The sequence below is a fragment of the Paenimyroides tangerinum genome (assembly GCF_003865405.1).
GTDB lineage: Bacteria > Bacteroidota > Bacteroidia > Flavobacteriales > Flavobacteriaceae > Flavobacterium > Flavobacterium tangerinum.
On record NZ_RQVQ01000013.1, the window covers coordinates 55,218 to 81,722 of the forward strand.

A 26,505-nucleotide genomic window follows, 5' to 3' on the forward strand; every position below is an offset into this window, starting at 1 on the left:
AAGAAACAAAGCTAAATATTATTATTAGGAGTAAATATTTCATTTTGTTTCTAAAATAGTAAAATAGATTTCGTTAGTGCAATCTTTTAATTTGTATAGATTTGCTATTTTAATTTTATTTGTTTTCGTTTTTGGATTACTTTCTTCGAAATAATTTAAACCGGTAGTTTCTTCTTTTTTCTTGGTAGAATAATTAATACTGGTAGAAGAACTTTCTCCGCTTGCTCTATGATATTCTGAATGGTCAAATCCAATCATTTCAAATGAATTATTTTGATGTCGGAAGGTATAAATTACATTATTTGCATACCAAGAACCACAACTTAGCCAATAATTAAAATTAATTTTCAATACATTTTTAGTGATTTGAATGCCTCCATTTTCCATTAAGGGATCCGCTAAGCAAGTACTTTCAGTATCATTTTGACTCGGAATAAATTCAAGGAAATTTTCCTCTATCAAATTATAATTATGGTCTTTGTCTTTAAAAAAGATCATTATTCCACGAGGATTTATATTTAATGTATCTAAACCCAAGCCGTCGTTTTGTATAAAATTTGACTTGTCTGTGTTTTCTACAATTAATACCAAATCTTCGATATTATCTTTGTTTAAATCTCCTTTTGTTTCTAAAATTATTTTCCAATTTTTTGGAATTTGTTCTAAATAGCCTTTTTGAGCTATCGAATTGGTCGATAACGTTAAAGCTAAAATGCATAAATAAATATTTTTTTTCATTTAAGTTTTGATTGGTTTATTTTAAATACGCAATTTTCAGTTCTTTATAGTTTGGATATTTTTTTGAATTTATAACAAATTCCAAAGCCAAAATAGCTCTTCCGCTGTTAGAATTTGAATTGTTTGTTTTTCCAAAAGCAAAATAATTTTATCACTTTTGATTTGTATCTTCATTTTATCAATATCAGGTATTTCATATGCAGAACCTTTAATTTTTCAATAATTCTTTGTTAGAAATCAACTTCCACAACCGCTGCATCCACCACAGCTTCCACATGAAGTTCCACAAGATGTTCCACAAGATGAACATGAACCTGAATGATTTTTTTCGGTTATAAATTCTTCTGCAATTGGTTTAAATGTCCAGAGTAGGGCAGAAGAACCTAATAAAAAATAATCCCATTCTGATTCTTTTTTTTCTTTTGGAATTAAGTGATTCATATAATATTTAGGAATAATGTTGGTCGAAACTTTTTTGACTAATCGATTTAAAAAGGAAATTGAATAAATAATCAAAAAAATGGTTAAAGTTATTATGATTAGAATGTTTTTCGAATGTATCAAACCAGTTATAATTCTTGTGAATGCTAATAAAATCAAAACTGCAACAAACAGAAAGTTGATGTAAAAAAGTGAATTAAATTTTTTGGATTTAGTTATAAATTTTAAAACGGCATCCATGCTATTTCCAGTATTCGAAAAAATTGGTTTAAACTTTAAACGACTAATTAAATTCGAATAAGTAATTGTTTTATTTTTCGGAAATAAACTTATAATTTGAAATGCCTCAATTGATTTTATTGGTTCGTTTTTCAAAAGTACAATTTGTCTATTATCTGTAATTTTGATTACATTTTCTTTTATTAATTCGTTAATCGAAACGTTTATTACATTTACTAAGTTTTGTTTTTTTAAATAAATAAGTTCGTTTGGACTTAATTCGTAAAGAAATGAAGTTTTGTCTATTTCAGAAATCAACTGATTTAGTTTGTTTTTATTGTAGATTTCTAGAACAAAAAACACCATAAAAGCCAATACAAAAAATAGAAAAATAAAAGCGCTTCCTTCAATACGGACGTAAAATGGATTTAAGATAAAATATGCTGGAAAGATTGAAAATACAAATGCTATAATACCAAAATTGATAAAAGTTCGAAGTTTGTATTTTGCTTTTTCAAGATTTAGACTTTCGAACATATTGTTGAATTTCCAGATGTTTTCTGGTTGAATACCAAACTCCTTTTCATACAAAATTTTAGTTTGTTCTTTTGCTTGTTTGAATTTTTCGAAATCTTCTTTATTGTGTGTTGAAGGAATGTGCTGAATTTGCTTTCCTAAAATTTCACAGAATTTATAATACGATTTTGTGAAAATCAAATGTTGATGCCAAACAACATCCACAGTTTCTGATGGAGAAACCATAGTGTTTGAAATAGCAGCTAGAAACATAAATTTTTTATATTCTAGAATTGCATCAGTTGTAAACTTTTTTGTCCAAAAATTTTCTTTAGCAAGTCGAGTTGTAAATCCATATTCGCTATGTGGATAATCAAAATCAAATGCTAAAATTCTATTCCAAAGTTCTTGATTCATTTGTTTAAATTTTTTAATAGAATAATAAAAAACTATTTATTTCAATTGTTTTAGATGTTCAAAAATTCGATTACCAAGATTTGAATCTCCAACAAAATCATCCCAATGTGAAGTTGGTGCAAACCAAATCCATAATTCATCAATTACAGAATCATCGCCATTTTCAAATCGTGAAATTGTTTCAGATAAAGTTTTGTGGAATGTTTCCGCAGAACTAAACGAACCTGAATATCCTCCAGTGAATTGAGATGTAATTTGTTCGGCTTGTTTCAAATCCTGAATCAAAATATTTTTGATTTGTGTTTTTTTGATTTGCATTTTAGTAAAATTGATTATTAAATATAATATAATTTTAACAAAAAAAAGCACTTCGATTTGAAGTACTTTCTAAGTTTTTTTGTTTGAATCTGTTTATTCGAATAATTCTGCAGGAATAATCTTTTTGAGAATATCTTCCATTTTTGGATTATCTACAACTATAAATTTCCAATTTTCTCCATTATCTGTAGAGCTAGCAATGATTTTTTTTCGAGTATTTATTTTATAAAAGTCTGTTTTTTCGTCATAAGTTACATTTCCTTCACCAAATTTGATTTCAAAATTTGCCTTTAATAAAAAGATATTCTCTTTAGTAGCTTCCATATCCTTGAATTTCATTTCAATTGGACTTATGATATTCATTTTGGCATAATCGATATTATCAATTCTAGTAATATCTCCAACTTCAATATTTGTAGGAAGATTCATTTTATATTCAATATTAGGCATGTTATAAACCATTTCTAATAAAGATTTCATTTGTGTTCTTGTGAAAATTTCAAACAGCTTTGGATTTGAAAATTCGATCGCTTCATCAATTTTTTTATCGATGATAAGATTTGTGTAGTTTACAAAATCAGTTTCTATTTTTTCAGATGAAGTTTGAGCAATTGTTGAATTGAAAAACATTAAGGATAAACCTAATAAAATATATTTTTTCATTATTTTTTCGAGCAAATATAGAAACTAAGATTGTTCTATAAAAGTTTATGTTGTTTTTGTTTATTTAATTTTCTCAAAATCAAAAGCAATTTCCATATCCGAATTACTAATTTTCGCTTTTAAATTTTTACCTTCAAACCAATATTCGATTTTTTTAGGAAAATCGTTTAATTCATTTTCACAAATAAAAGAATGATTATCAATTTGAGTAAGTTTGAAAACAGTTGCTTGTGGTTCTGATGGTATAGAAACAGATACATTCCATTGATTATTTTGTTTGACAAGTTGCATTTTTTCTTGACTTATTGTATCACCGTTTTTCAAAGTAAAACCAACACCTTGATATTCGGTTTCATTTATTTTTTGCCAACTTTCAAAAGTTTCATTTCCTGCTTCATCGTTTAATCGTTTCCAATTTCCTAGTAACCAATCAAAATTTTCAGAAGTTTTGATTTCTGATTTGTTTGTAGATTCTGTTTCTTTGGTTTCATTTGTTTTGTTCGTACAAGATAAAATTAAAGTTGTACAAAGTAGAAAGAATATTTTTTTCATTGGTTTTAAGTTTTAGAAATTGAAATTAAAGATACAAAAAAAAGCACCTTATTAAAAAGTGCTTCTTAGGATTGGATTTATTTAAATGTATGTTTTGTTTTTAAGCGGACTATTTTCGTTAGATAACAAATCATTTGCAATCGAAATCATTCCAGTGTTATTTGCTGCGCCCCAAATTGCTCTTCCTAAAATGTAACTTGTTGTGTATTCTTTCCAAGTGTTGCAATATTTTTTTAGTTCAGAATAGCATCTATCCAAGAATTCAATTAGTTCTACTTTGTTAAGATAACCCAAATCATAAAAACATCTTGCTAAAAAAGCTGCTCTTCCGATATTCCAACCGCTATCTTTTATATGTGTTAATTCTGCTGGATCATTGATAACTTTATATTCAATTAATTCGGGTACCACTTTTTTCAACTCACGATAAAATTCTAAATAATGGTCAAAAATTTCTTGATTGTTTGGAAGCTTAGATTTTAAAATATCTACATAATTGCTCGAATTGTTGAATGCCATAAAAACGACATTCATGTTTTCGTCATCGTTTTTGTAAAGTAAACTTTCTAAGGTCTCAATAGCTTTCGCTTTATCAAAAATGTGCCATGCATCTTCAACAATTTTTTTAATATCTGATTTGTTTAGACCTGTTTCATACGAATTTAAGTAAGCTGTTTGTTGTTCAGCATACATTGAACTCGTTAATAAATGATCTAAAGGAGTTCCGTTTACTGCGTTTTCCTTATTCATTCGAATACTTTTTAACGCATTGAAAAATTTTGAAAAAAATCCCATATTAAAATTTTAAGTAGTTTTTAAATTTGGAAATTTATTCTGAAGTACATCCACGAATTTTTCTCCAACAACTTGATATTTTGCTCTTGTTCTCAATTGTTTTTCTAAATTCAAAGCATCAACCGGATTTACAACATAATTTAATCGGTCATGAATTTCAAGTGTAATTGGACTTCCTTCTAAATCAATCGTAATTAGATGTGTTTTTGGTAAATATTCTTCGGAAGATTTGGAATAAACTCCTAAAGTTGATTTTAAAATCCCACCATATTCTAGTTTTGCTTTTTCAATATTGAAATAATCAAATACAATATGTTCATCTAATTCACCTGAAGAATTTGTAGTAAAAAAGTGCAAATCGTTTTCGCTTAAAACCCAAAAACAATCCGTTTCTACTTTGATAAGTCTAACACCAACAGCAGAAAGTGCAACCTTTTTTATACCATCCGCGATGTGTTCTTCTACTTTGCTTGCAAGAGATTGAGGAACTGAGGCAGAAGTAAAAGCATCAATCGGTTTTCCTTTCATCCATTGTTTTAGTTTAGAATAATCTGAGTTTAAAAGTTCTTGTTTGTATTGGTCGTATTTTGTCCGTTCTGTATCGATATTGATTTCTGACTGAACGGCTTTGTGTTTCTTATTCATAAAAATCATAAAAGCTATACCGCCAATTACGACTACTACTGGAACTATAAATAATGGATTCATAAATTAATTTATATGTGATTATTAAATTTCAAATCTAAATTAATTTAAATTATGTTAAAACAAAACTATTTTTCATTTTAATTGTTAAAAAGAAATGTTTGTTGTTTGTTTTGTGTAAAAAAAAGCACTTCGAGTTGAAGTGCTTTTAGTTTATTCTTCAGAATCTAATTCTAAAATATTTTGTAAACGAGTTAAATAACTTTGTGCAATTTCTTGTTTTTCGTTTTGCAATTTCAAAGTTAACACATCGTGTTCTTTATTTTTTGCATCCATTTTACCTAATTCGGCATATACATAATGATTGAAAAAGGCGTTATTACTTAAATCAGAAGCATTTTCTTGATAATCGTAAACTGGAATTTTAAGAATGTTTAATAATTCATCTAAATCGATTTCGTTATTATCAAATTTTTTGAACGCATTTTCAATAAACCTTTCATTTTCTGTAAAACTATAATGTGTTTCATAAGGTTTTACAAATCGTAAAGTTTTGTCTTCAATGAAATCCTCCCAAGCTTCAATTTTCGATAAATCGTAATCAATATACTGGTCAAATAAATTTTGATGTAATTGTAATTCTTCAACAAATTCTTCATACACAAAAACTTCTTCTTCTTTACATTTTCCGTGAACAGCTCTAAACTGAAATTCTTTCAATAAATCTAAAGCACGGTTAACATACGAAATCGGATTTTTGTGCTTTATCACACCTTGATAATTTTCAGTAAATTCGTTGAACGAATTATAAAAGTCATCAGTTTCTCCCCACATATTATTTTTTACTTTTTAATTTTTGTTCAAACTTATCGTGTAAAATTTTCTTTTCTTCACGTAAAGTTACAATAGCTTTTTCAAGTTTTTCTTCATCTTCGATATCTTGCAATTCGTCATAAATAAAATAATTGTATTGCATATTATCCTCTAAATATTCGATATGAAATAGATAGTCTTCTAAAATATAAACCAATTCTTCTTTTAGCTCATCTTGAGATTCTTTGATGTTTTTGATTTCATCGAACATTTGTTCAATAATTTCTTCAACTTCAGTAAAACTATAATGCGTATAAACGGGTTCTAAATTTTCGATTTCATCGTTTGCAACCAAAGCTTCAAAAGATTTAATTGTACTGAAAGCAAACGATTGATGTTCTTTTAAAACCGAATCGAATTTTAAAATTTCTAACATAAAATCTTCATAAACTTTTTTCAAGTCCGAAGCGTTTTCGTTAGTTGCATTGTTTTTGAATTCTTTAATTAACAATAAAGTATCGTTAGAAAAATTCACAGGAAAATCTTCAATTGTTTCTGCCTGATAATTTTCGTGGAAGTTTTCAATGATGTCGATGATTTCGTTAATTTCTTGATTCATACGTTTTGAATTTTAATTTATGATTTGCAAAGATATTGATTTAAAAGCTTATTTGGTTGAATTTGTTTTGAAATTACAACTTCGTTTTGCGCATATCAAGTGGTCGTGAACCTGTGAATTCTTGAAAAGTATTACTAAAAGACCCCAAAGTTACATAGCCAACAGTGTTTGCAATTTCACTTACCGAAATGTCTGTTTTTAGTAATAATTCTATGGCTTTCACCATTCGTAAAGTTTTTAAATATTGAAGAAATGAAATGTGTAATTCAGTTTGGAAAAAACGAGACATTGAACGTTCACTTAAATTAAAATGTTCGCTTATTTGTTTTAACGTAAGAGCTTTTCCGAAGTGAATATCCAAATAATCTGTGATTTTTGTCATTCTAGGGTTGTCCGAAAAAGGCAATTGAAGTGGTAAATTTTTATTCTGAAAAGTAGGTAATATTTTTTTTAAGGCTTTCAGAAATACAAAATTATCATCTGAATCATCAACCATCTTTCCTGACCAAATCTCGGTATAATTAATCATTTCGGTCAGTAAATTATTAGAAATATAAATACCTAATTCGTTATAAAATGGATTGACATTATCATCTGTTGTATAAAAATATAAGGAATGAATTACAGTTGCTGAGTTGTTTAACCTTAAAATATGAGGCATTCCTTTTGGAATCCAAAAAAAATATCGAGCCGGAACAACGTGCGTAACATTATCAACAGTAATATACGCAATGCCACCATCAACATAACTCAATTGACCTTTTGCGTGTTTGTGCTGTGGAAATCTTTTTTCCGATTTTTCGTGCATCACAAAAACGCCATTATCATTTGACTCAATTTCGTCTAAAATTTCAATTATATTCATATAAAATGGAAAATGCAAATGTATAAAAAATGTCCGAAATCAATAAAAAATTGACTATTTAAGAAACACAAGAGATTCAACTGCTTTCTAATTTTGTCCAATATTTTAATGAAATGAAATCGGGAATACTCGTTTGTTCTTTAGCCTTGATTTTATCAGGCTTTGATGTTGCTGCACAACATTCGCAACATCCTTCAGCAATTGCTGATACTTTGTATTTATCTTTAAATGACGTTTGGGAACGAACCAATATTCAGAGCAAAGAAGTACAATTGCAAAACACAGAATCAATGATTCGAAGTGAAAACGTTTTAGATGCAAAAGCTGAACGATTTCCTACTTTGAGTGTTTTTGCTAGCGTAGATAAGGCTACTAATATGCCAATTTATTCTAATGGTTTAAATCATAAACCCGAACAACACGATGTAATTCATACGTTGTATAATTCTGGTGCTTCGATGTATTTTAATTTATATGACGGAAATAAGCAAAATCTTAAAATTCAAGAGACCAAAATTTTAGATAAACGTGCTGCAATTGCAAAACAGCAAACGCAATCTGAAATGCGTTATAAAGCAGCTCAATTGTTTCTAGAATTACAAAAATCAATGATATTTAAAGAGGTTATCATCAATGATATTGCAGACCAAGAGAAACAATTACACGAAGTTCAACAGTATTATAAAAATGGGGTAATTCTGAAGAGCGATGTTTTGCGTATTGAATTGGAGTTATCAAAACGTAAAATGTCTTTGATTCAAATTGAAAACGATATTTTAATTACAAACCAACAATTGAGTTTTTATTTAGGTACGAATGAAAATAGTATTGTAATTCCTAAAAATGAATTGAGTTCTATCGAATCCGAAACTTATGAATATGCTTTGAACGTTGCTTTAGTTAATGCTTATAAGCAACAAATATCGGAACAGAATGTTGAATTAACTGAAATAGGAATTAAAAAGGTGAAAGCAAATGTTCGTCCATCTTTAGGACTTACTGGGAGTTTTACTTTTGCAAATCCACAGATTTTCTTATATCCATATAATGACAGTTGGTATACTTTAGGTTTGGTTGGTTTGAAGGCTTCCTTTCCAATCTCGTCTTTGTATCACAATACGCATAAGTTGAAGAAAGCAAAATTAGAATTAGAAAAAGAAGAAATTGCGCATCATCACATCATCGACCAAATTAAACAAGAAGTAAAAGAAGCTTATTTAAGATATCAAGAAGCTTTGATTCAAATTGATGTTAATGAGAAAAACAAGCAATTTGCTAAAGAAAATGCACGAATAATTAAAAACACCTATTTTAATAAAACAGCTTTAGTTACTGATTTACTTGATGCCGATATTCAGGTTTTAAGAACTCAGTTTGAACTAGAAGCTTCAAAAATTAATGCTCAAAATAAATATTATTTACTTCAATTAGCCAAAGGTATTTTATAATGGAATTTAAACAAAAAATAAAAATTACAGACCGTGTAATTACAAAAGTATCGAGTGTTGTTGCTGGAATTACAATTATCGGAGTTAGTATTTGGGGGATTTCAGCTCTTTGGCGTAATTGGAAATATGAACATACAAACGATGCACAAGTACAAGAATATATAAATCCAGTTATTGCTCGTGTTGGTGGATACATCACTGAAGTTGCTTTTGAAGAAAATCAAATCGTAAAAAAAGGAGATACTTTGTTAGTAATTGATAATCGCGAATATATTTATGAAGAAGCTCAAACAGAAGCTAATATTCAAAAGCAATTGGCTGAAATTGATGTTGTCGAAAAAACAAAACATACGCTAGCTGCTGATGCTGAAGCGACTAAAAGTAAAATCAAAACTAACGAAGCTAAAGTTTGGAAACAAGATTTAGAATACGACAGATACAATAAATTATATCAGGTAGAATCAGCGACAGCTCAACAATTGGAAGAAGTTAAATCGACTTTAGATGTTTACAAAAGTGAATTGAATGCAGCAGAGAAGTCATATCAAGCGGCTAAATCTAAAATTGTTGATTTAGATGCTCAAAAGGGTGTGCTTTATGCGGAAATTGAACGTTTAAAAGCTCTGAAACAACGTAAGAATTTAGATGTCGGTTATACTGTAATTACCGCTCCATATAACGGTAGAATGGGAAAACGTACCATTGAAATGGGACAAATGATTAACCCTGGACAAGTGTTGGCTTATATCGTAAATGATGAAACACCTAAATGGATTGTAGCCAACTTTAAAGAAACTCAAATTAGTGAAATGCGAATCGGAAATTCGGTTAAGTTAATTGCAGACGCATATCCAGATATTGATTTTGAAGGTAAGATTATATCAATTTCTCCTGCAACAGGTTCTAGTTTTTCTTTGCTTCCGCCTGATAATGCTACCGGAAATTACGTAAAAATTGTACAACGTGTTCCTGTGCGTATTGAGTTAATTGGTGAAAATGATGAGGAAGATTTACTAAAATCAGGAATGAACGTGAATGTTTACGTTCCAAAAAACCAAAATAATGCAACCAAATAATCCAAAAGATTTATTTAAAAGCTGGGTTCCAGAATGGTTGGTGAAAATTATTCTTTTCACCATTTTAATGCCAAGTATGGTGCTGTTTTTTTTACCACAAGCCAATTTGAATGCTTCGGCAGGTCATTATGGCTGTGAACCTAAAGATATGCAATTTGCTGTGACCTTGTTCTATGCCGGTTTTGTTGGATTTTATAGTTTAGAACGTCGTTTTTTCTCATTTCTAGCTACTAAAGAATATTTTATTATTTTCAATATTCTTCAAATTATTTCCTGTGTAATATTATATAATTCTATGGAATTGTATGTGATTTTTCCATTGCGTTTTCTACAAGGAATGTTGTTTGCTAGTTCAGTAAATTTGTCGTTATCAACTATTTTTACTCGAATTGAATCCGAAAAAGCTCGCGAAATTAGTTTCTCTGTTTTCTTTGGAATGTTAATTTGTACAACGCCGTTCAATAATATAGTAACCGCCGATTTAATTGACCAATTTGATTATAATTTTTTATATAAAATTGCTGTTTTTTCATTTATGCCTGGGCTAATGATGATTTTACTTTCCATGAATTACGTGCGTCTACAAGTCAAATTTCCGTTGTATGATTTAGATTGGGAAAGCTTCGTTTTGTACAGTACAATTTTGATATTGTTTGGATATTTAATGGCTTACGGACAACAATATTATTGGTTTGAAGACACAGACTTGAGAATCGTTGGAATAGGTTTATTGATTTTTATTTTCTTTTTTGCTTATCGGCAATTCAACCTGAAAAGACCATATATCAATTTACAAATATTTAAATTCAGAAATTTTAAAATCGGGTGTTTGGTTTTGTTCATTATGTATATCTGTCGTTTCGCTTCAGGAATTACAAATAACTATTTCGGACAGATTCTAAAATTTGACCCAAGGCATATCTCTTATATAAATATTTTTAACCTTGCAGGATTGATCTTTGGTGTTGTTATTTCTTGTGCATTCTTGTTACAAAAACGCAATATTCGATTTATTTGGGGAACAGGTTTTCTATTGCTATTGATATTTCATGTAGCGATGTATTTTTTATTCAACGTTTCTGCAAACGAAAGTTATTATTTTTTGCCTTTGCTTTGTCAAGGAATTGGTGTGGGAATGATTATGGTTCCAACCATTATTTACATCATTTCATCAGTAGATATAAAGTTGGGACCATCGGCTGCAGCAATTGCTTTGTGTGTTCGTTATTTAGGATTTACCGTAAGTATGGGATTGATAAACTATTTTAGTTTATTCAGAAAAAGTCAGCATTACAATCGTTTTCAGGATAATATCACTTATGCAAATACGGTTTATCACGATGAAATTAACCGATATATGAATAAATTATCAACGAATGGAATGTTGCCTTCATTGACTGAAAAAGCAGGGCAAAAATTAGTAATTGCCGATGTGAATCAGCAAGCGAGTTTGCGCTATGCAATGGATTATTACGAAATGATGTCTTGGATTATTTTAGGTATGATTGTTTTGGTAATTTGTACTCCTTATATTAATAAAACGTTGGTTTATCTAAAATCAAAAACCTTAGTTCCAGCATAGAACATTCATTATTTTTATATAAAAAATGTAAGTTGTGTTACATTTTAAAGACTTGCTAGTTTATTCTAACAAGTCTTTTTTTTATTTAATGTTTAAACTTTTTAAATCTCCATTTGGAGTAATTAACATATATTATTTTTGAACTTTTAACTTCAAAGAGGTAAATAAATCTTCAATGACGTTCATAATTGCAAAAATTTAAATTTCTTTTAACCCAACACTTTCAATGATTTTCCAATTGATTCTATCTTGATGAATTTTGTTAGAAATATCATCAATTTTAAAATTAAGATTTACTATTTGGTTATTTTCTTTAATGAAAACATACATCGTCTGTTCTGGTTTTTCATTAAACAAAGTAGAAAAAACTAAATAATTCACTTGTTTATTTCCAATTAAAGTATCTTTTTGAACAGAAATATCCATTGTTTCATTTTTAAATTTATCTTTATAATTCTGATAAATCGTTTTATTTAAATCATTCAAGCTTAAATCAGAACTCACAAAATTGGAATTAAAATCGATGGTTATTTTAGAATCAATTTTATCCGAAGCAATTAAGAAATATTGCAAACTATCACTTTTAATAAAATCTTTCATTGCATATTTGTTCGCAATTTTCATTTCATTAACCGCGAATCCTTCAGGAACATCAATAAAGAAATTTTGGGTTTCTAAAGTGTACATTTCCGATGCAGGAATTTTTGGAGTTTCTACAACCGTTTTGATTTCTTCTTTCTTATTGCAAGAAAATAAAAACGCTAAACATATAAAAGGTATAAATTTCATGAGAATATTTTGTTTGTGCGAAGTTAATCAACAATTTTATATTTGATTCATAAGCATTTCTTAAATCGAATACATTTGAAATGTTATCTTTGTAAAAAATCTTTGCAATGTCACAAAATATCGACTTTCTTTTTCAAGACGAGAATTATTTAACCTATTTAGAAAACATTGTTACTGACCGAAGAAAAGAACGTTTTTTAGAAGTTTTAGATAATCGTACCAAACATTTAACTATTGTTTGCGAAGATTTGTTTCAGTTGCATAATACCAGTGCTGTTATGCGTAGTTGTGAGGTTTTTGGTTTACAAGATTTACATGTTATCGAACAGAAATACGGTAAAACCATTGATAAAGAAATAGCGATGGGAGCAGAGAAGTGGGTTGATATTCATCGTTATAACAACAATCAAGCTTGTATTGATTCGTTGAAAGCAAAAGGATATCAAATAGTCGCAACAACTCCGCATGTCGATGCTTTTCATTTAGAAGATTTTGATATTTCAAAACCTTCTGCCATTTTTTTCGGAACCGAACGTTTGGGTTTATCAGAGGATATTATGAAACAAGCAGATACGTATTTAAAGATTCCTATGGTTGGATTTACAGAAAGTTTAAATATTTCAGTTTCAGCTGCAATTATCATTCAACAATTGACCAATAAATTAAGACGAAGTGAAGTCGATTGGAAATTATCTGAACAAGAAATATTAGAAAAGAAAATAGATTGGTGTCGAAAATCTATCAAAGATATTGATTTTATTACTGAACGGTTTTTAGAAAATAGTTAATAATTTCCCGATTCGGGAATTTTTTTTATTATATTTGTATAAATGATTTGTTTTGAGAGTAATAGCTATTCGGACTTTACGGGAATTTTGGAAATACCATCCAGATTGTGAGCAACAATTGAAGGCTTGGTTTAAGGAAGCAGAATCTGCCTTATGGAAAAATTCTAATGAATTGAAAAGTGAATATCCAAATGCAAGTATTTTAGATGATAATCGAATTTGTTTTAATATTAAAGGAAATCATTATCGTTTAATAGTTAAAATTAATTTTTCTCATCAAATTATTTGGATTAGATTTATTGGAACTCATTCTGAATATGACAAAATCAATGCAAATAAAATTTAAAAAATTATGAAGTTAAAACCTATAAAATCAGAAGCTGAGTATGAAAATGCGCTATCAAGATTAGAATTGATTTTTGATGCAGAAATTGGTTCAGAAGATTCGGATGAATTGGAAATCTTAACTATGTTAATTGAAAAATACGAAAAACAACATTTCCCGATTGGTTTTCCAACTCCAATAGAAGCAATTAAATTTCGTATGGAACAATTAGGAATGACTCAAAACGAATTAGCCGAAATTATTGGACAAAAAAGTAGAGCAAGTGAAATTTTGAATAAAAAACGAAAACTTTCTCTTGAAATGATTCGTAAATTAACCGAAAAATTAAATATTCCTTCAGAAGTTTTAATTCAAACATATTAAAAAGCCTCGATTTTTCGAGGCTTTTCTATTATTTAAAATAACTAAATGTTTCGTTGTTTTCAATTTTAAGAAGCGTATTGTAAATCAACTTGATCACGTTTTCGACATCTTCTCTATGAACCATTTCAACCGTTGTGTGCATGTAGCGCAATGGAAGTGAAATCAAAGCAGAAGCAACTCCGCCGTTGCTATAAGCAAAAGCATCTGTATCTGTTCCGGTAACTCTTGACGAAGCCAAACGTTGAAACGGAATATTGTTTGCTTCAGCTGTATCGATAATCAATTCGCGTAAATTATTTTGAACCGCCGGAGCATAAGTAATAACTGGACCTTTTCCGATTTTTAATTCACCTTCAATTTTTTTATCAATCATCGGAGTTGTTGAATCGTGGCAAACATCGGTAACAATCGCAACATTTGGTTTGATGGTTTGCGTAATCATTTCTGCACCTCGTAAACCAACTTCTTCTTGAACAGAATTGGTAATATACAATCCAAAAGGTAACGTAATATTATTTTCTTTTAATAAACGTGCAACTTCCGCAATCATAAATCCTCCAACACGATTATCTAAAGCACGACAAACAAATTTATTTCCGTTTAGAATTTCAAAAGTATCAGGATAGGTAATCACACATCCAACATGAACGCCTAATTTCTCGACTTCTTCTTTAGATTCACAACCTAAATCAATAAAGTTTGTTTCAATTTTTGGAGCTTTATCACCTTCACCACCACGGTTTCTTGTATGAATTGCTGGCCATCCAAAAACTCCTTTTACGATTCCATTTTTTGTATGAATATTAACACGTTTACTTGGTGCAATCATTTGGTCGCTTCCTCCGTTTCTGATTACGTAAATCATTCCATCTTCTGTGATGTAATTCACATACCAAGAAATTTCATCTGAATGTCCTTCAATAACAACTTTGTAAGCTGCGTCTGGATTGATAACTCCAACACAAGTTCCGTAAGTATCTGTAATAAAAGTATCAACGTAAGGTTTTAAATAATCCATCCAAAGTTTTTGACCTTCACTTTCAAATCCTGTTGGGGAAGCATTGTTCAAATATTGTTCTAAAAAAGCAATAGATTTATCGTTTAATATATTTTTTGTTTCCATGTTTTAATCTTTTTTACAAAAATACTGATTTTGATGTTCAACCTTTTAAAAATATATATAAATTTGATTATCAAATGAACGATTATGAAACAGCTTTTTTTTATATTTATATTGATTTTCTTTTCTCAGAAAATTACTGCTCAAGTAAATGATTGGCAGAAATATGCTGATACACTTTCTACTGTTGTTAATGAAGACGGTGAGATAGAAACTGAGTATATGCTTACTGAAATGAATATTAATTTTACTAAGGAAGAACTAGAAAGAATGAAAGCAAATAGTATTTTGCGTAGAAGAATTCTAAGAGTTTATCCTTATGTTGTTGCTACTTCCGAAGCTTTAACTACAGTAAATGAAAATTTAGCTAAGTTTAAAACTAATAGAGAAAAAAGGAAATACATCAACGCTTCACAAGATTATCTAGAAAGTCAGTTTAAAGATAAATTGAAAAGTTTATCTAGAAAAGATGGACAAATTTTAGTTAAATTGATTGATAGACAAACCGGACAAACTACTTTTTCATTGATTAAAGAATTTAAAAGTGGATGGAAAGCTTTTTGGTCGAATCAAACGGCAAAACTTTTTGATATTAATCTAAAAACGAAATTTGACCCAGATACGACTTTAGAAGATTTTTATATTGAACGTATTTTATTGGAATTGCAAGAAGAAGGAAAAATTAATTATTATCCTCCTAAAAAGAAATACAATATCAATAATTTAAATCAAATTTGGAAGGCAAAATTAGGTGATTCTGGATATTTTCCTGAGTAAGTGAAACTACTAAAAGTTTGATAAATTCTATTAATTACATATATTTGTAGTCATAATTTTTACCATGGAACAATTTATAGTATCTGCGCGAAAATATCGTCCGCAAACATTCAAAGATGTTGTCGGACAACAGACCATTACCAATACATTAGTTAATGCGATTGATAATAATCATTTGGCGCAAGCTTTATTATTTACTGGACCAAGAGGAGTTGGTAAAACAACTTGTGCACGTATTTTAGCACGAAAAATTAATCAGGAAGGTTACGATGACCCGAATGAAGATTTTGCTTTCAATGTTTTTGAATTAGATGCTGCTTCAAATAATTCGGTTGATGATATACGAAATCTGATTGACCAAGTAAGAATACCACCTCAAACCGGAAAATATAAAGTTTATATTATCGATGAGGTTCACATGCTTTCATCGGCGGCTTTCAATGCTTTCCTGAAAACTTTGGAGGAACCACCAAAACATGCGATTTTTATTTTAGCTACGACAGAAAAACATAAGATTATTCCAACGATTTTATCTCGCTGTCAGATTTTTGATTTTAAACGAATTACAATTGCTGATGCAAAAGACCACTTAGCTGAGGTTGCTCGTAGTCAAAATATTTCTTATGAAGAAGATGCATTACAAATCATTGCTCAAAAAGCTGATGGTGCAATGCGTGATGCTTTATCAATTTTTGACCGTGTGGTTTCATATTGTGGAAATAATTTGACGCGTCAAGCTGTTGCTGAAAATTTAAACGTTTTAGATTTCGATTATTATTTACGAATCACGGATATGATTATTGTAAATGATATTCCAAATTTACTTTTGGCTTATAATGACATATTAGCAAAAGGGTTTGATGGACAACATTTTGTTGCTGGTTTGGCTTCTCATTTTAGAAATTTGATGGTTTGTAAAAATCCCGAAACTTTGAATTTATTAGAAGTGAGTGATGAAAATAAACAATTATTTTTAGTTCAAGCTCAGAAACTTCCAATTTCATTATTGATAGCTGGAATTAATTTGGCGAATGATTGTGATTTAAAATTCAAAACCAGTCAAAATCAACGTTTAATGGTTGAGTTATGTTTGATGCAATTAGCATCTTTGACTCAAATGGATGAAAAAAAAAATCTAATCGGTTCATAATTTCACCAAGTTTTTTTGCATTGAAACCTGTTATTTCGACAGAAAATGAGAATATCGTTTCTGAATCAAATACTGATTTTAATCAAAAAGTTGAAGAAAATAACTCAAATTCAACAACTGAAGATAAATCTGAAGAAGAGATTCAAACACAAAAGATAGTTCTGAATACACAAAATAATGAATATGCCGTTTCCGCTTTATCATTAAAAAGTATTAAACGAAAAAAAGAATTAGAAGCTTCATTAAGTAAGGCAACCGTTAATCCGGAAGATTTGCCAAAAGAAGATTTTACTTTCGAAGAAATGATTGAACATTGGGATTTCATTGCTGATCGTTTCTATAAAACGGGTCGTATGTTGATGTATTCAACGATGAAAATGTCAGTTCCTCAATTGAATGGACATGTCATAAATATCGAACTTCCGAATGAAGGTTCCAAAATCAGTTTTGATGAAAATAAATATGATTTAGTAAATTATTTACGAAAGAAATTAAATAATTATGGAATCGAAATTCACATCGAAGTAAATGAAGAAATAAAAATTAAAAAAGCTTTTACGATTGAAGATAAATACAACCATTTATTAGAGAAAAATCCAGATTTGGAACTTCTAGTAAAAACCTTTGATTTGAATTTAAAACAATAAAAAAACAGCCTCGAAATATTTATAGTTCAAGGCTGTTTTTTTATTTTGACATTTTATTTAAAGAATTTCCAACCGGAAGTTTCATTTTGTTTGTAACCAAACTCAGTTCGTTTAGGCTAAAACTTCCTTTTAATGAAAGAATAATTGTTTCGTTCCCGCTTACAAACATTAATAATTCTTTGATACTTTCTTTTGTTGAATTTGGGTCAACGTAAAAAATGGTTGTGGAGCCGTTTTCAGAAAGAGTCATTAATTCGTTCATAGAATTTGTTTTTACATAACTCACAACATAGGTTTTCATCTTGCCAGATGAAGTTATGTTTTTAGTAGAAATAAGCTTTAAATCATCTAGTTTCTTAATTAGATTTAAATACGCTTGATTTTCTTTGTCATTCATGTCCATTTTAACATTGGACATCATTTGAAACATTTTTTTGTTCACCGCAACCGTTTCAACATTGGGTTGATTTTTAAATGATTCAATTAAATCTTGAGCGTTACTCGTGATTGAAAATCCAATACAAGCAACTGATAAGCATAAGTATCTTAGTATTGTTTTCATAATTTTAGTTTTTTATTGAATTTATTTTTTCTAACGAATAAATTCCTTTATTGATTTTAGAAGAAACATCAAACAAGATTTCTTTTGTTTCAAGATAAGCTTGTTCTGGAGTTTCAAATGTTTCAGGTTCAGTTTGCTCAAGTTTAGATTCCTTACTCATAACCCAATCAAAAATCAAAACACTTGAAATTAATACCAATCCTAAAAAGATTAACATAAGAATAAAATTTCTTCTGTCGTTATTTTCCTTAGCCATTTTAATAGTTTTTGTAAATATAAGATAAAAAAAAGAAAGCTTCTCATTTTTTAGAGAAGCTTAGAATTAATTTACTTGTTTTATTTTAGCAAGATAGTTGAAAAGTAATAAGTTTAAAGCAATCATATTATATCCGTAAACCGCATCTTCAAGAGGAACGGTTAAAATTCGAATTCCCATAAAATCTTTGGGGTTGTAGTTCACAATCGGGCTTTCTAAACCTGTTCCTGTTAAAACTCCATTTACAATAAAAAAAGGTAACATTAGAATTCCATAAACTACAGCTAGGTTTCCAATCCAATTTACTTTTATGACAAATTTTAATATGACCATTAATAATGCACACGAAAAAAATGTTACAAAAGTATAAATTTGTTCTGTATTCATTGAAGCAACTGTAATACAGAAAGCAACACAAAATAACGTAAAAATATCTTCTATTTTTTTATTCCAACTAAGATTAAAGAATTTATTTAAACAATAATAGGTGTAAATACACGCAAAGGGAATACAAAGAAAAAATAAAATTTCTTCGATGGGTAAATTATATATTTTAAATCCTAAAACATAATCGTAATTAAACCACCAAACGCCCATTTTAGTAAATATGGCATCTCCGATGATAAATGGTATTGATACTATTATTGCTGAAATAATAAACGGTTTAAAGTATAAATTAAATTGGATTTTATGATGATATGAAAAAATAAAACAGATTATAATCGATAAAAAATTAACAAGTAAATAAGTGTACATCATGATTTAATTTTTTTATAATGTTTGAAATATTTAAAAGGGACATATAAAAAACCAAAACATTCACCTTTTTCTTTTGTAATATGCTTATGATGTTGTTTATGTGCTCTACGAATACCAAGTAAATAAATGTTTTTGGTATTTCTTAAAAATTTAAAACGTTGGTGAATATATATATCATGTACAAAAAAATATGCCCAACCATAAAACGTAATTCCAAGTCCGATATAAAAAATGTAATTAAAATTGTTTTGAGAGCCTAGATACATTAATGCAATTGCAGGTATGGCAAATATGATAAAAAAATAGTCGTTTTTTTCAAACGGACCATCTGTAGAATGATCGTGGTGGTCTTTATGTAAATACCATAAAAAACCGTGCATAACATATTTATGAATCAACCATGTTAATCCTTCCATTAGAAAAAAAGTCACAAAAACAATGAATATATTTGTTATCATTTAATTAGAATTTTCAGCATTAATTATTAATTCGTTTACCATTTTGAGTAGTTGATTAGATTGAATTTTATCTTTATGTTCTTTGATAATGATTAGATCAGACTTTATGTTTTGATCGTAATTTAAAATTTTGGGAACATTAGCTTGAATTGATAATCTTAAAAAACGTAGCTCAACATTCTTCGGATCTTGTTTGATTGCATTTTCGAGTTCGATTTTTCCTTTTTTAAAAGTACTTAACTTATCCATCGGATTCCATATGTGATTAGCCCAAATGACTAAATAGGCTCCGTAATAACCTTTCTCTATCGTATTTAAGTTTTGTTTACTTAAAAAAGTAATCATATCATAACAAATTTGTTTATCGTTTAATGCTTTTGGATAATTTGAACGTAATTCAATCAAATTATTTATTTGTAATGATAAGAATATTAGAGCGAAATTTAATATACCGTTTAGTTTTATATTCCTGTAAATTTAAATTGTAAATAACTACCCATCATCAATGATATCTTTTTTGAATTGTTAATTCTAATGCGTTCATTTAGAATCTGATGTGCAGATGTTTTTTTGATTTTATTAAATAATGAAACGTAATATCTGTAAGCCAAATAAACACCAAATTTAGATGAGTTTGGTAATTTTTTAATTCCGATTAAAGCTTCTTTAAATTCTTCCTCTATATCTTTTTCAATATCTCTTTTCACATTTTGATTAAATACGTTCATGTCTAGATTTGGAAAATAGGTTCTACCTAAAACTTGATAATCGTCTTTTAAATCTCTTAAGAAATTTATTTTTTGGAAAGCAGAGCCTAATTTCATTGCAAAAGGTTTTAAATCGTCATATTGTTTTTTATCTCCATGAACAAAAACTTGTAAACACATTAAACCAACAACTTCAGCAGAACCAAGAATATATTGTTTGTATTGATTGGAATCGTAGATAATGTCTTGTAAATCCATTTCCATACTTTTTAAGAATGTATCTACCAAATTCCAATCTATTTTATATTTATTCACGACTTCCTGAAAGGCATGTATGATAGGATTTATGGAAATTTTATGTTCGATTGCGTAAATAGTTTCTTCGCGTAAATTTTTTAATAATCGCTCTTTATCGAAACCATGAAAGCTATCTACAATTTCGTCAGCCAAGCGAACAAAACCATAAATTGAATAAATAGCGGGTCTAATTATTGGTTTTAATGCCAAAATTCCTAAAGAAAAACTCGTACTGTATTTCTTAGTTGTTTCTTCACATATTTTTACAGATAATTCATCAAATAATATTTTCATAAATTGGAGTTTTTGACTTTAATTAGTTTTTCTTAGCAATTTTAAAGACTGATTTTAAAGTATTTTTAAAATTTCTGTTGCTGCAATTTTTCCAGAGATTAAAGAAGGAGGTACGCCTGGACCAGGAACAGTTAATTGTCCAGTGTAAAATATATTTTTTACCTTCTTGTTTTGTATAGATGGTTTTAGAACAGCCGTTTGAGATAAAGTGTTTGCTAAACCATAAGCATTTCCTTTGTAAGCATGATAATCAGTAATAAAATCATTAAGGCAATAACTTCTTTTATAATCTATTTTAGACTTCAGATTTGTTGTTTTTGTGTGTTTTTCTAAGCGTTCAATCATCTCTACGAAATACTTTTCACGTTCTTCTTCGCTATCAATAATTCCTGTTGCAATCGGCATTAATAAAAAGACATTTTCATGATTTTCTGGTGCAATTGTATTATCTGTCTTTGATGGACAACAAGTGTAAAAAAGTGGTTTTGTTGGCCATTTTTTATCTTCATAAATTTCAAATGCATGATTATTTAAATCGTTCTCAAAGAATAAAGTATGATGTTTTAAATTTGGAATACGTTCGTTAAAACCTAAATAAAAAATTAAACAAGAAGGCGCAAAAGTTTTTTTCTCCCAATATGATGAAGCGTAATTTGTGTATTGTGGTTCAAGCAATTTACTTTCTGTAAAAGCATAATCAGACGATGCTATAATTCCATCAAATGCAATGGATTTATTGTTAATTGAAATGCTTTTTGCTCTGTCATTTTCTATGTTAATCTTTTCAATTGGCTTATTAAAATGAAAATTAACGCCTAAGTTTTTTGCTACTTGATACATTCCGTCTATAATTTTAGAGAAACCTCCTAACGGATACCAAGTTCCTAATTTATATCCGCCGTAATTCATTAAACTATACAACGCTGGAATATCTTTAGGCATAGCTCCTAAAAATATTACGGGAAATTCCATTAAAGCTCTCAGTTTTTCATTTTTGAAATATTGACCAACAAAATCTTTAAAATTTTTTAATAAATCTAGTTTAATCGCACTTTTGGCAATCTTTAAAGACACAAATTCAAACCAAGAATGGCAAGGTTTCTGAACAAAATCTTGCATACCAACTTCGTATTTATATTTTGCATCTTCCATAAAAAGATCCAGTTGATTACCAGCTCCTTTTTCTATTGATTCAAATAGTTTTTTTAAATCGTTATATTCTGCAGGAATACTTATGATTTCATCTTCAAAAACCATTTCAAATTGAGGATTTAATTCAATTAATTGATAAAAATCTGATGTTTTGTAATTAAAATCTCTAAAAAAGTTTTCTATAATATCTGGCATCCAATACCAACTTGGTCCCATATCAAAGGTATAACCATTTTCAGTTGAGAATTTCCTTGCTCTGCCGCCAGCACTTTCATTTTTTTCGAAAACGTGAACTTCATGACCAGCTTTAGCTGCATAACAAGCTGCAGATATTCCTGAAAATCCAGCTCCAATTATTGCAATTCTATGTTTTATTTTGGTCATTTTTTAAATACTTATTTGTTACGTTTTCTAATAAATCTTCAGTAGTTTGATTTTCAAAATATATTTTATTATGAAACTTATCTAATTTGTCTAATAGATAAATAAGTTGCATTTTTTCTTGATAATCCAAATCTCCAGCAACAATATTTGTGGCTTTACGAATTTTTTGCATTGATAATTCTAAATATTCTTTGCCTTTTGTTGTAATCTGAATTAAGTGGCTTCTTTTGTCTTCAGTAGATGATTTTTGTTCAATCCATTCGTTCTTTAATAATCGATTTATGATTTGAATCCCAGTTGCTTTATCTTGCAAGTTTTTTTTGATTAATTGCATTTTAGACATACTTCCTAGTGCTTTTAAATTTATCAAATAGATAAAATCTTCTTGTGAAGCAAAATCAGATCCTTGTAAAATAGATTTGGAATAAAATTTCGCATATCTATTCATACTTATAATTAAAGTGTTAATTATACTTTCAGGACTTCTTCCATTTTCTTTTCCTTCCCAATCTGGTTCCGAAATATCTTCTTTGTATTTATTTTGAGCTATCCATTTGATGAAATCATCTATCGAAGCATTTTTTTTTGTCGTGTCTAATTCAAATTCTTCTGTTATCTTAAGAATTTCAATTACAAGATTATAATTCATTAAAATAGTGTTTTTGTAAACTAATTAAAGTTCAAATATACTAAAAAATAGTGTGTTTTAATACTATTTTAATTTTTTGTAAAAAAAAAGAAAGTTTCGATTAAGAAACTTTCTTTGATTGTTTATTTAAGATTATGAAATTTAGTTTTTATAAAATCCGTTTGTCCCGATTTCAGTTGTAAAGGTTTTTAATACATTTCCTGTTAAATCGTAAACAGTGACGATGCTGTTATCTGTAAATCCGTTTGCGTCCGAACTAAAAACTTTTCCGTCTATGACATTAAAGCCGTATAAAGTTGACCAACTATTGTCGTTTACATTAAATATTGGAGAAGATGGAATACTGTTTAAATCTTTTGAAAGGGTATAAATTCCTGTTCCGTTTGTAAAATATAAATTGTTGTTATCCAATGTCAGATATCTTGAACTTTTTAAACTTACGTTTGAAATTGTTTTAGTTATCGCTTCATTTTCGATTTTTGAAATTTCAGTTTTATTTTCGTCTGAACCTAAAACAAAAACCATATTCGAATCCAATGTAATTCCGTTCATTGGGAGTTCAAAACTTAAATCTTTTGTGTTTGTGTCTGAAGATGAATTGATGATTTCAACTGTATTTGCTGAAGCATAAGAACTAGATTGTACATAAACGTAATTTGATGTTGCAACTAATTTTTCTGGCTGATTGTCTAATGATATTGATTTGATAAATGCATTTGTGTTTGCATTATAAACCGTAACCGTATTATCGTTTGCATTCGAAACATAAATTTTTCCGTTTGAAAAAGCTATGGCTCTTGGAGCATTTAAATTTGCGGTAATTTGGTTTACTTTCTTAAATGTATAACGATCAACAATCTCAATTGTACTTGAATTATTCATTACAATATATGCCAAATCATTATTAAAAGCCATATATTGAGCGACATCACCTAAAGTTGTATTCGAGTTATTTGTTGCAAAAATCTTGTTATAAACTGTACTTAAATCATTTTTGATAAAAGATATTTCTGCATTTGAACTTTGAAAATTACCTTCGTTTGTGATTAAAATTCCGTTGGCATACGGTTTTTCTACATTCGGAACTTCGGTGTTGTCAGAATTATCATCTACATTACTACATGAACTTACAAAAGCTAAAAGAGCTAATGATAAAATAATTTTTTTCATATTAAAATTTGGTGATTAATTGAATATTAAAATTTCTGCCAGGCATTGGTCGGTTAATTACATTTTCGTAATTCACATCCGAAGCATTTTTGATTTCAAAGACAATAGTCTGTTTAATTTTTCTTCCAAAATGATATTGCATATTTGCATTGATTAATGCATAAGCTTCAATTTTTGAAGAGTTTAAATTACTTGCGGTCGTAAAAACAGCACCGTTATAAATCGTTTGAATTCCAGCAGAAAATTTTTCATAATTATATGATATTTGCCCAGTTATTTTATGAAAAGGAGTATAAATCAATTGTTTTTTTAATTCTGTGTCTTGAGAATTAGTATAGGTATAAGTTCCCTGAATTTTGAATTGATTTTTGTTTAAAGCAAACTGATATTGAACATCAAATTCGGCACCTTTTATCGCAACTGATTTTAAATTCTGAGCTTCCCAAATTCCGGTATTATTTGGAATCCATTGCAGCATATTATCAATTTTAGTGTAATATGCATTAAGTCCAAAACTAAATTTTTTGAATGTAAACTCGTTTCGTAAATCAAACTGGAAACTCGTTTCTGGCTGAAGCGATTTATTTCCTCCTGGTTCCCAGAAAATATCGTTGAAAGTTGGAATTCTAAAATTCTTTGAACCGTTAATTTTTAATTGATAAACGTTCGCTGGTTTGTAGTAAAAACCAGCAGAATATAAGAATGGATTTTCATACGAATTATTTATTTCTTGTTTAAATCCAATTTCATAACCCATTTTCTCATTAAAGTGATGATTGGCTAAAACACTTAATCCTAAAACTTCTTGCTTTGCCGATTTTATTCCAGAATTTTTACCTGTTCCGTGATGATTGGTGTAATCAATGATTGCGTTTAAACTAAAGTTATGGGAAACAAAATATTCAAAATCATATTTTGCAATCAAAGAATTTACGTTTCCTGACGAATAATCATCGGTCGGTAGATTATTGAAATATTTGTAACCTTCATTAAAATAAGCAATTCTCGCATTTGATTTGTATGAATCACCTTCGTTTTTCCAATGTAAAATATTTCTGAAATACGAATTTTGATATTTTGTTTTGGTTTGATTTTCAGAAACCAAAGAAAAATGACGTTCATCATTAAAATACGTCGAATAAAACGATAACGTATTTTTTAAATCTATTTTATATCCAATCGTAGCGCTCGCACTGTTGTTATAAAATTGTCCGTTGGTGTTTTTCCAAGTTCGATTTTTAACTTCAAAATCATTATCAGATTGATTGCGATTGATGTTAATTTGCGCAAACCATTTTTCGTTACTAAGGGTGAAATTATTATTGACTCTGAAGGTGTTAAAACTTCCGTAACCCAATTGTAACGTATTATCCAAACGTTTCTCAAATCGAATTGGATTGTTTAAATGTATGGTTCCACCAATGGCACCAGAACCATATAAAACGCTTCCACCTCCTGGTTTTATCGCGATTTCTGAAAATTCTTTGTAGGAAATGGAATTAAAATCAGTTTGACCTAAAAACAAAGAATTCACTCCAATTCCATTCCAAAGAACACTGGTTTGTTGCGCTGTTGTTCCTCGAAAACTTGGAGATGAAACCATTCCTGAACCATTTTCTTTAAAATAAATCGATGAATTCATTAACAGTAAATCAGTCAAATTTCCATTGGCTTGTTGGATAATGGAATCGTTTATTTTATGAATGGTTTGAGTTTTATTGTGCGAATTTAATTTGTAATCAGATATGATTAATTCATCCAAAACGATAGTTGCTTGCTCTTGCGCAAATGCAAAAGAAGTACACGTAAAAATTACAAAATATGAAATTTGTTTAAATAGCATCGTTTCTACCTTTTTTCCCGAAGGTTCACTTTTTTGTTAGTAATCTTTAGGCAGGTCTCCTGGCTTGCTATATTCGGCCTTCCCGATAAAAATCAGTGGCGTGAGTTCGAATGTATCTGAAATCAGATAAGCTTACAGTTGCGGGTACAGCATAGGAATTGAAAAATTCGCACCTATTTCCCTATTAATGCAATTGTTAAAAATGCAACCTAATACAATGCAAATTTAGACGTAATTAATTAGAATGCAAATCTTTTTTATCAACTTGATAATTTGGTTGGTAATAA

At 28.8% G+C, this 26,505-nt stretch carries 31 protein-coding genes and 1 riboswitch; of the genes, 9 read left to right on the forward strand and 22 right to left on the reverse strand.

What is annotated here, in order from left to right; all coding sequences use genetic code 11:
- Window positions 1-39 precede the first annotated feature (39 nt).
- The 10 genes from EG240_RS07220 to EG240_RS07265 all read right to left on the reverse strand — a co-directional run bounded on the left by EG240_RS07220 (window position 40) and on the right by EG240_RS07265 (window position 7,601).
- Window positions 40-738 (reverse strand): hypothetical protein, encoded by a 699-nt coding sequence (locus tag EG240_RS07220; protein WP_125018721.1) that lies wholly within the window; start codon window positions 736-738, stop codon window positions 40-42.
- Window positions 739-975: 237 nt separating this feature from the next.
- The gene (locus tag EG240_RS07225) at window positions 976-2,331 is read right to left on the reverse strand and encodes a glycine-rich domain-containing protein (RefSeq protein WP_125018722.1); all 1,356 of its coding nucleotides are present in this window, start codon (window positions 2,329-2,331) and stop codon (window positions 976-978) included.
- Window positions 2,332-2,367: 36 nt separating this feature from the next.
- Window positions 2,368-2,649 carry a hypothetical protein gene (locus EG240_RS07230; protein ID WP_125018723.1) on the reverse strand — a complete coding sequence of 94 codons (282 nt, stop codon included), beginning with the start codon at window positions 2,647-2,649 and terminating at the stop codon, window positions 2,368-2,370.
- Between the two features lie 93 nt (window positions 2,650-2,742).
- Window positions 2,743-3,312 carry a hypothetical protein gene (locus tag EG240_RS07235; protein WP_125018724.1) on the reverse strand — a complete coding sequence of 190 codons (570 nt, stop codon included), beginning with the start codon at window positions 3,310-3,312 and terminating at the stop codon, window positions 2,743-2,745.
- A 60-nt stretch (window positions 3,313-3,372) separates the two neighbouring features.
- Window positions 3,373-3,864: a DUF6265 family protein gene (locus tag EG240_RS07240; RefSeq protein ID WP_125018725.1), complete on the reverse strand. Its 492-nt coding sequence runs from the start codon at window positions 3,862-3,864 to the stop codon at window positions 3,373-3,375.
- An 81-nt stretch (window positions 3,865-3,945) separates the two neighbouring features.
- Window positions 3,946-4,614 (reverse strand): DUF1266 domain-containing protein, encoded by a 669-nt coding sequence (locus EG240_RS07245; protein WP_235830346.1) that lies wholly within the window; start codon window positions 4,612-4,614, stop codon window positions 3,946-3,948.
- Between the two features lie 54 nt (window positions 4,615-4,668).
- Window positions 4,669-5,367 carry a hypothetical protein gene (locus tag EG240_RS07250; RefSeq protein ID WP_125018727.1) on the reverse strand — a complete coding sequence of 233 codons (699 nt, stop codon included), beginning with the start codon at window positions 5,365-5,367 and terminating at the stop codon, window positions 4,669-4,671.
- Between the two features lie 150 nt (window positions 5,368-5,517).
- Window positions 5,518-6,138, reverse strand: coding sequence for a hypothetical protein (locus tag EG240_RS07255; RefSeq protein ID WP_125018728.1), 621 nt, complete (start codon window positions 6,136-6,138; stop codon window positions 5,518-5,520).
- Between the two features lies 1 nt (window position 6,139).
- Window positions 6,140-6,736 carry a hypothetical protein gene (locus EG240_RS07260; RefSeq protein ID WP_125018729.1) on the reverse strand — a complete coding sequence of 199 codons (597 nt, stop codon included), beginning with the start codon at window positions 6,734-6,736 and terminating at the stop codon, window positions 6,140-6,142.
- A 73-nt stretch (window positions 6,737-6,809) separates the two neighbouring features.
- Window positions 6,810-7,601 carry an AraC family transcriptional regulator gene (locus tag EG240_RS07265; RefSeq protein WP_125018730.1) on the reverse strand — a complete coding sequence of 264 codons (792 nt, stop codon included), beginning with the start codon at window positions 7,599-7,601 and terminating at the stop codon, window positions 6,810-6,812.
- Window positions 7,602-7,714: 113 nt separating this feature from the next.
- On the opposite strand from EG240_RS07265, the gene EG240_RS07270 reads away from it, so the two are divergent.
- Genes EG240_RS07270 through EG240_RS07280 form a run of 3 tightly spaced genes read left to right on the forward strand, consistent with a single transcriptional unit; the run spans window position 7,715 to window position 11,707 of the window.
- Complete coding sequence (locus EG240_RS07270) at window positions 7,715-9,049, forward strand: TolC family protein (RefSeq protein ID WP_125018731.1); 1,335 nt, start codon at window positions 7,715-7,717, stop codon at window positions 9,047-9,049.
- Window positions 9,049-10,125 (forward strand): HlyD family secretion protein, encoded by a 1,077-nt coding sequence (locus EG240_RS07275; protein WP_125018732.1) that lies wholly within the window; start codon window positions 9,049-9,051, stop codon window positions 10,123-10,125. The genes EG240_RS07270 and EG240_RS07275 overlap by 1 nt, the downstream gene beginning before the upstream one ends.
- On the forward strand, window positions 10,112-11,707 hold the full coding sequence (locus tag EG240_RS07280; protein WP_125018733.1) for an efflux MFS transporter permease: 1,596 nt from the start codon (window positions 10,112-10,114) through the stop codon (window positions 11,705-11,707). The genes EG240_RS07275 and EG240_RS07280 overlap by 14 nt, the downstream gene beginning before the upstream one ends.
- 198 nt (window positions 11,708-11,905) lie before the next feature.
- On the opposite strand, the gene EG240_RS07285 is transcribed toward EG240_RS07280, so the two are convergent.
- Window positions 11,906-12,496: a hypothetical protein gene (locus tag EG240_RS07285; RefSeq protein WP_125018734.1), complete on the reverse strand. Its 591-nt coding sequence runs from the start codon at window positions 12,494-12,496 to the stop codon at window positions 11,906-11,908.
- 107 nt (window positions 12,497-12,603) lie between these two features.
- On the opposite strand from EG240_RS07285, the gene EG240_RS07290 reads away from it, so the two are divergent.
- Genes EG240_RS07290 through EG240_RS07300 form a run of 3 tightly spaced genes read left to right on the forward strand, consistent with a single transcriptional unit; the run spans window position 12,604 to window position 13,993 of the window.
- On the forward strand, window positions 12,604-13,284 hold the full coding sequence (locus EG240_RS07290) for a TrmH family RNA methyltransferase (RefSeq protein WP_125018735.1): 681 nt from the start codon (window positions 12,604-12,606) through the stop codon (window positions 13,282-13,284).
- 52 nt (window positions 13,285-13,336) lie between these two features.
- Window positions 13,337-13,630 (forward strand): type II toxin-antitoxin system HigB family toxin, encoded by a 294-nt coding sequence (locus EG240_RS07295; protein WP_125018736.1) that lies wholly within the window; start codon window positions 13,337-13,339, stop codon window positions 13,628-13,630.
- 6 nt (window positions 13,631-13,636) lie between these two features.
- The gene (locus tag EG240_RS07300) at window positions 13,637-13,993 is read left to right on the forward strand and encodes a helix-turn-helix domain-containing protein (protein WP_125018737.1); all 357 of its coding nucleotides are present in this window, start codon (window positions 13,637-13,639) and stop codon (window positions 13,991-13,993) included.
- 28 nt (window positions 13,994-14,021) lie between these two features.
- Here the strand turns inward: EG240_RS07300 and EG240_RS07305 are convergent, their stop codons facing one another.
- Entirely contained in the window at window positions 14,022-15,116 is a 1,095-nt protein-coding gene (locus EG240_RS07305) for a M42 family metallopeptidase (RefSeq protein WP_125018738.1), read from the reverse strand.
- 84 nt (window positions 15,117-15,200) lie between these two features.
- On the opposite strand from EG240_RS07305, the gene EG240_RS07310 reads away from it, so the two are divergent.
- The 3 genes from EG240_RS07310 to EG240_RS07320 all read left to right on the forward strand — a co-directional run bounded on the left by EG240_RS07310 (window position 15,201) and on the right by EG240_RS07320 (window position 17,687).
- Window positions 15,201-15,890 carry a DUF4294 domain-containing protein gene (locus EG240_RS07310; protein WP_235830347.1) on the forward strand — a complete coding sequence of 230 codons (690 nt, stop codon included), beginning with the start codon at window positions 15,201-15,203 and terminating at the stop codon, window positions 15,888-15,890.
- Between the two features lie 64 nt (window positions 15,891-15,954).
- A complete protein-coding gene (gene dnaX / locus EG240_RS07315; protein ID WP_125018739.1) occupies window positions 15,955-17,040 on the forward strand; it encodes a DNA polymerase III subunit gamma/tau in 1,086 nt (361 codons plus the stop codon).
- A 20-nt stretch (window positions 17,041-17,060) separates the two neighbouring features.
- Window positions 17,061-17,687, forward strand: a complete 627-nt coding sequence (locus EG240_RS07320) for a hypothetical protein (protein ID WP_125018740.1) — start codon at window positions 17,061-17,063, stop codon at window positions 17,685-17,687.
- A gap of 40 nt (window positions 17,688-17,727) precedes the next feature.
- Here the strand turns inward: EG240_RS07320 and EG240_RS07325 are convergent, their stop codons facing one another.
- The 10 genes from EG240_RS07325 to EG240_RS07370 all read right to left on the reverse strand — a co-directional run bounded on the left by EG240_RS07325 (window position 17,728) and on the right by EG240_RS07370 (window position 26,218).
- A complete protein-coding gene (locus tag EG240_RS07325; protein WP_125018741.1) occupies window positions 17,728-18,249 on the reverse strand; it encodes a DUF4252 domain-containing protein in 522 nt (173 codons plus the stop codon).
- A gap of 4 nt (window positions 18,250-18,253) precedes the next feature.
- Window positions 18,254-18,505 carry a hypothetical protein gene (locus tag EG240_RS07330; protein ID WP_125018742.1) on the reverse strand — a complete coding sequence of 84 codons (252 nt, stop codon included), beginning with the start codon at window positions 18,503-18,505 and terminating at the stop codon, window positions 18,254-18,256.
- Window positions 18,506-18,571: 66 nt separating this feature from the next.
- Window positions 18,572-19,264 carry a lycopene cyclase domain-containing protein gene (locus EG240_RS07335; protein WP_235830348.1) on the reverse strand — a complete coding sequence of 231 codons (693 nt, stop codon included), beginning with the start codon at window positions 19,262-19,264 and terminating at the stop codon, window positions 18,572-18,574.
- Window positions 19,261-19,722, reverse strand: coding sequence for a sterol desaturase family protein (locus tag EG240_RS07340; RefSeq protein WP_125018744.1), 462 nt, complete (start codon window positions 19,720-19,722; stop codon window positions 19,261-19,263). Before EG240_RS07340 ends, EG240_RS07335 begins: the two co-directional genes overlap by 4 nt.
- Window positions 19,723-20,127 carry a hypothetical protein gene (locus EG240_RS07345; protein WP_125018745.1) on the reverse strand — a complete coding sequence of 135 codons (405 nt, stop codon included), beginning with the start codon at window positions 20,125-20,127 and terminating at the stop codon, window positions 19,723-19,725.
- A 56-nt stretch (window positions 20,128-20,183) separates the two neighbouring features.
- Window positions 20,184-21,020: a phytoene/squalene synthase family protein gene (locus EG240_RS07350; RefSeq protein ID WP_125018746.1), complete on the reverse strand. Its 837-nt coding sequence runs from the start codon at window positions 21,018-21,020 to the stop codon at window positions 20,184-20,186.
- A 54-nt stretch (window positions 21,021-21,074) separates the two neighbouring features.
- Window positions 21,075-22,556, reverse strand: coding sequence for a phytoene desaturase family protein (locus EG240_RS07355; RefSeq protein WP_125018747.1), 1,482 nt, complete (start codon window positions 22,554-22,556; stop codon window positions 21,075-21,077).
- Complete coding sequence (locus EG240_RS07360) at window positions 22,537-23,205, reverse strand: MarR family winged helix-turn-helix transcriptional regulator (RefSeq protein ID WP_125018748.1); 669 nt, start codon at window positions 23,203-23,205, stop codon at window positions 22,537-22,539. Before EG240_RS07360 ends, EG240_RS07355 begins: the two co-directional genes overlap by 20 nt.
- A gap of 141 nt (window positions 23,206-23,346) precedes the next feature.
- Window positions 23,347-24,375: a YncE family protein gene (locus EG240_RS07365; protein ID WP_125018749.1), complete on the reverse strand. Its 1,029-nt coding sequence runs from the start codon at window positions 24,373-24,375 to the stop codon at window positions 23,347-23,349.
- 1 nt (window position 24,376) lies between these two features.
- Window positions 24,377-26,218, reverse strand: a complete 1,842-nt coding sequence (locus EG240_RS07370; protein WP_125018750.1) for a TonB-dependent receptor plug domain-containing protein — start codon at window positions 26,216-26,218, stop codon at window positions 24,377-24,379.
- 32 nt (window positions 26,219-26,250) lie between these two features.
- Window positions 26,251-26,446, reverse strand: a riboswitch (cobalamin riboswitch).
- Window positions 26,447-26,505: the final 59 nt, after the last annotated feature.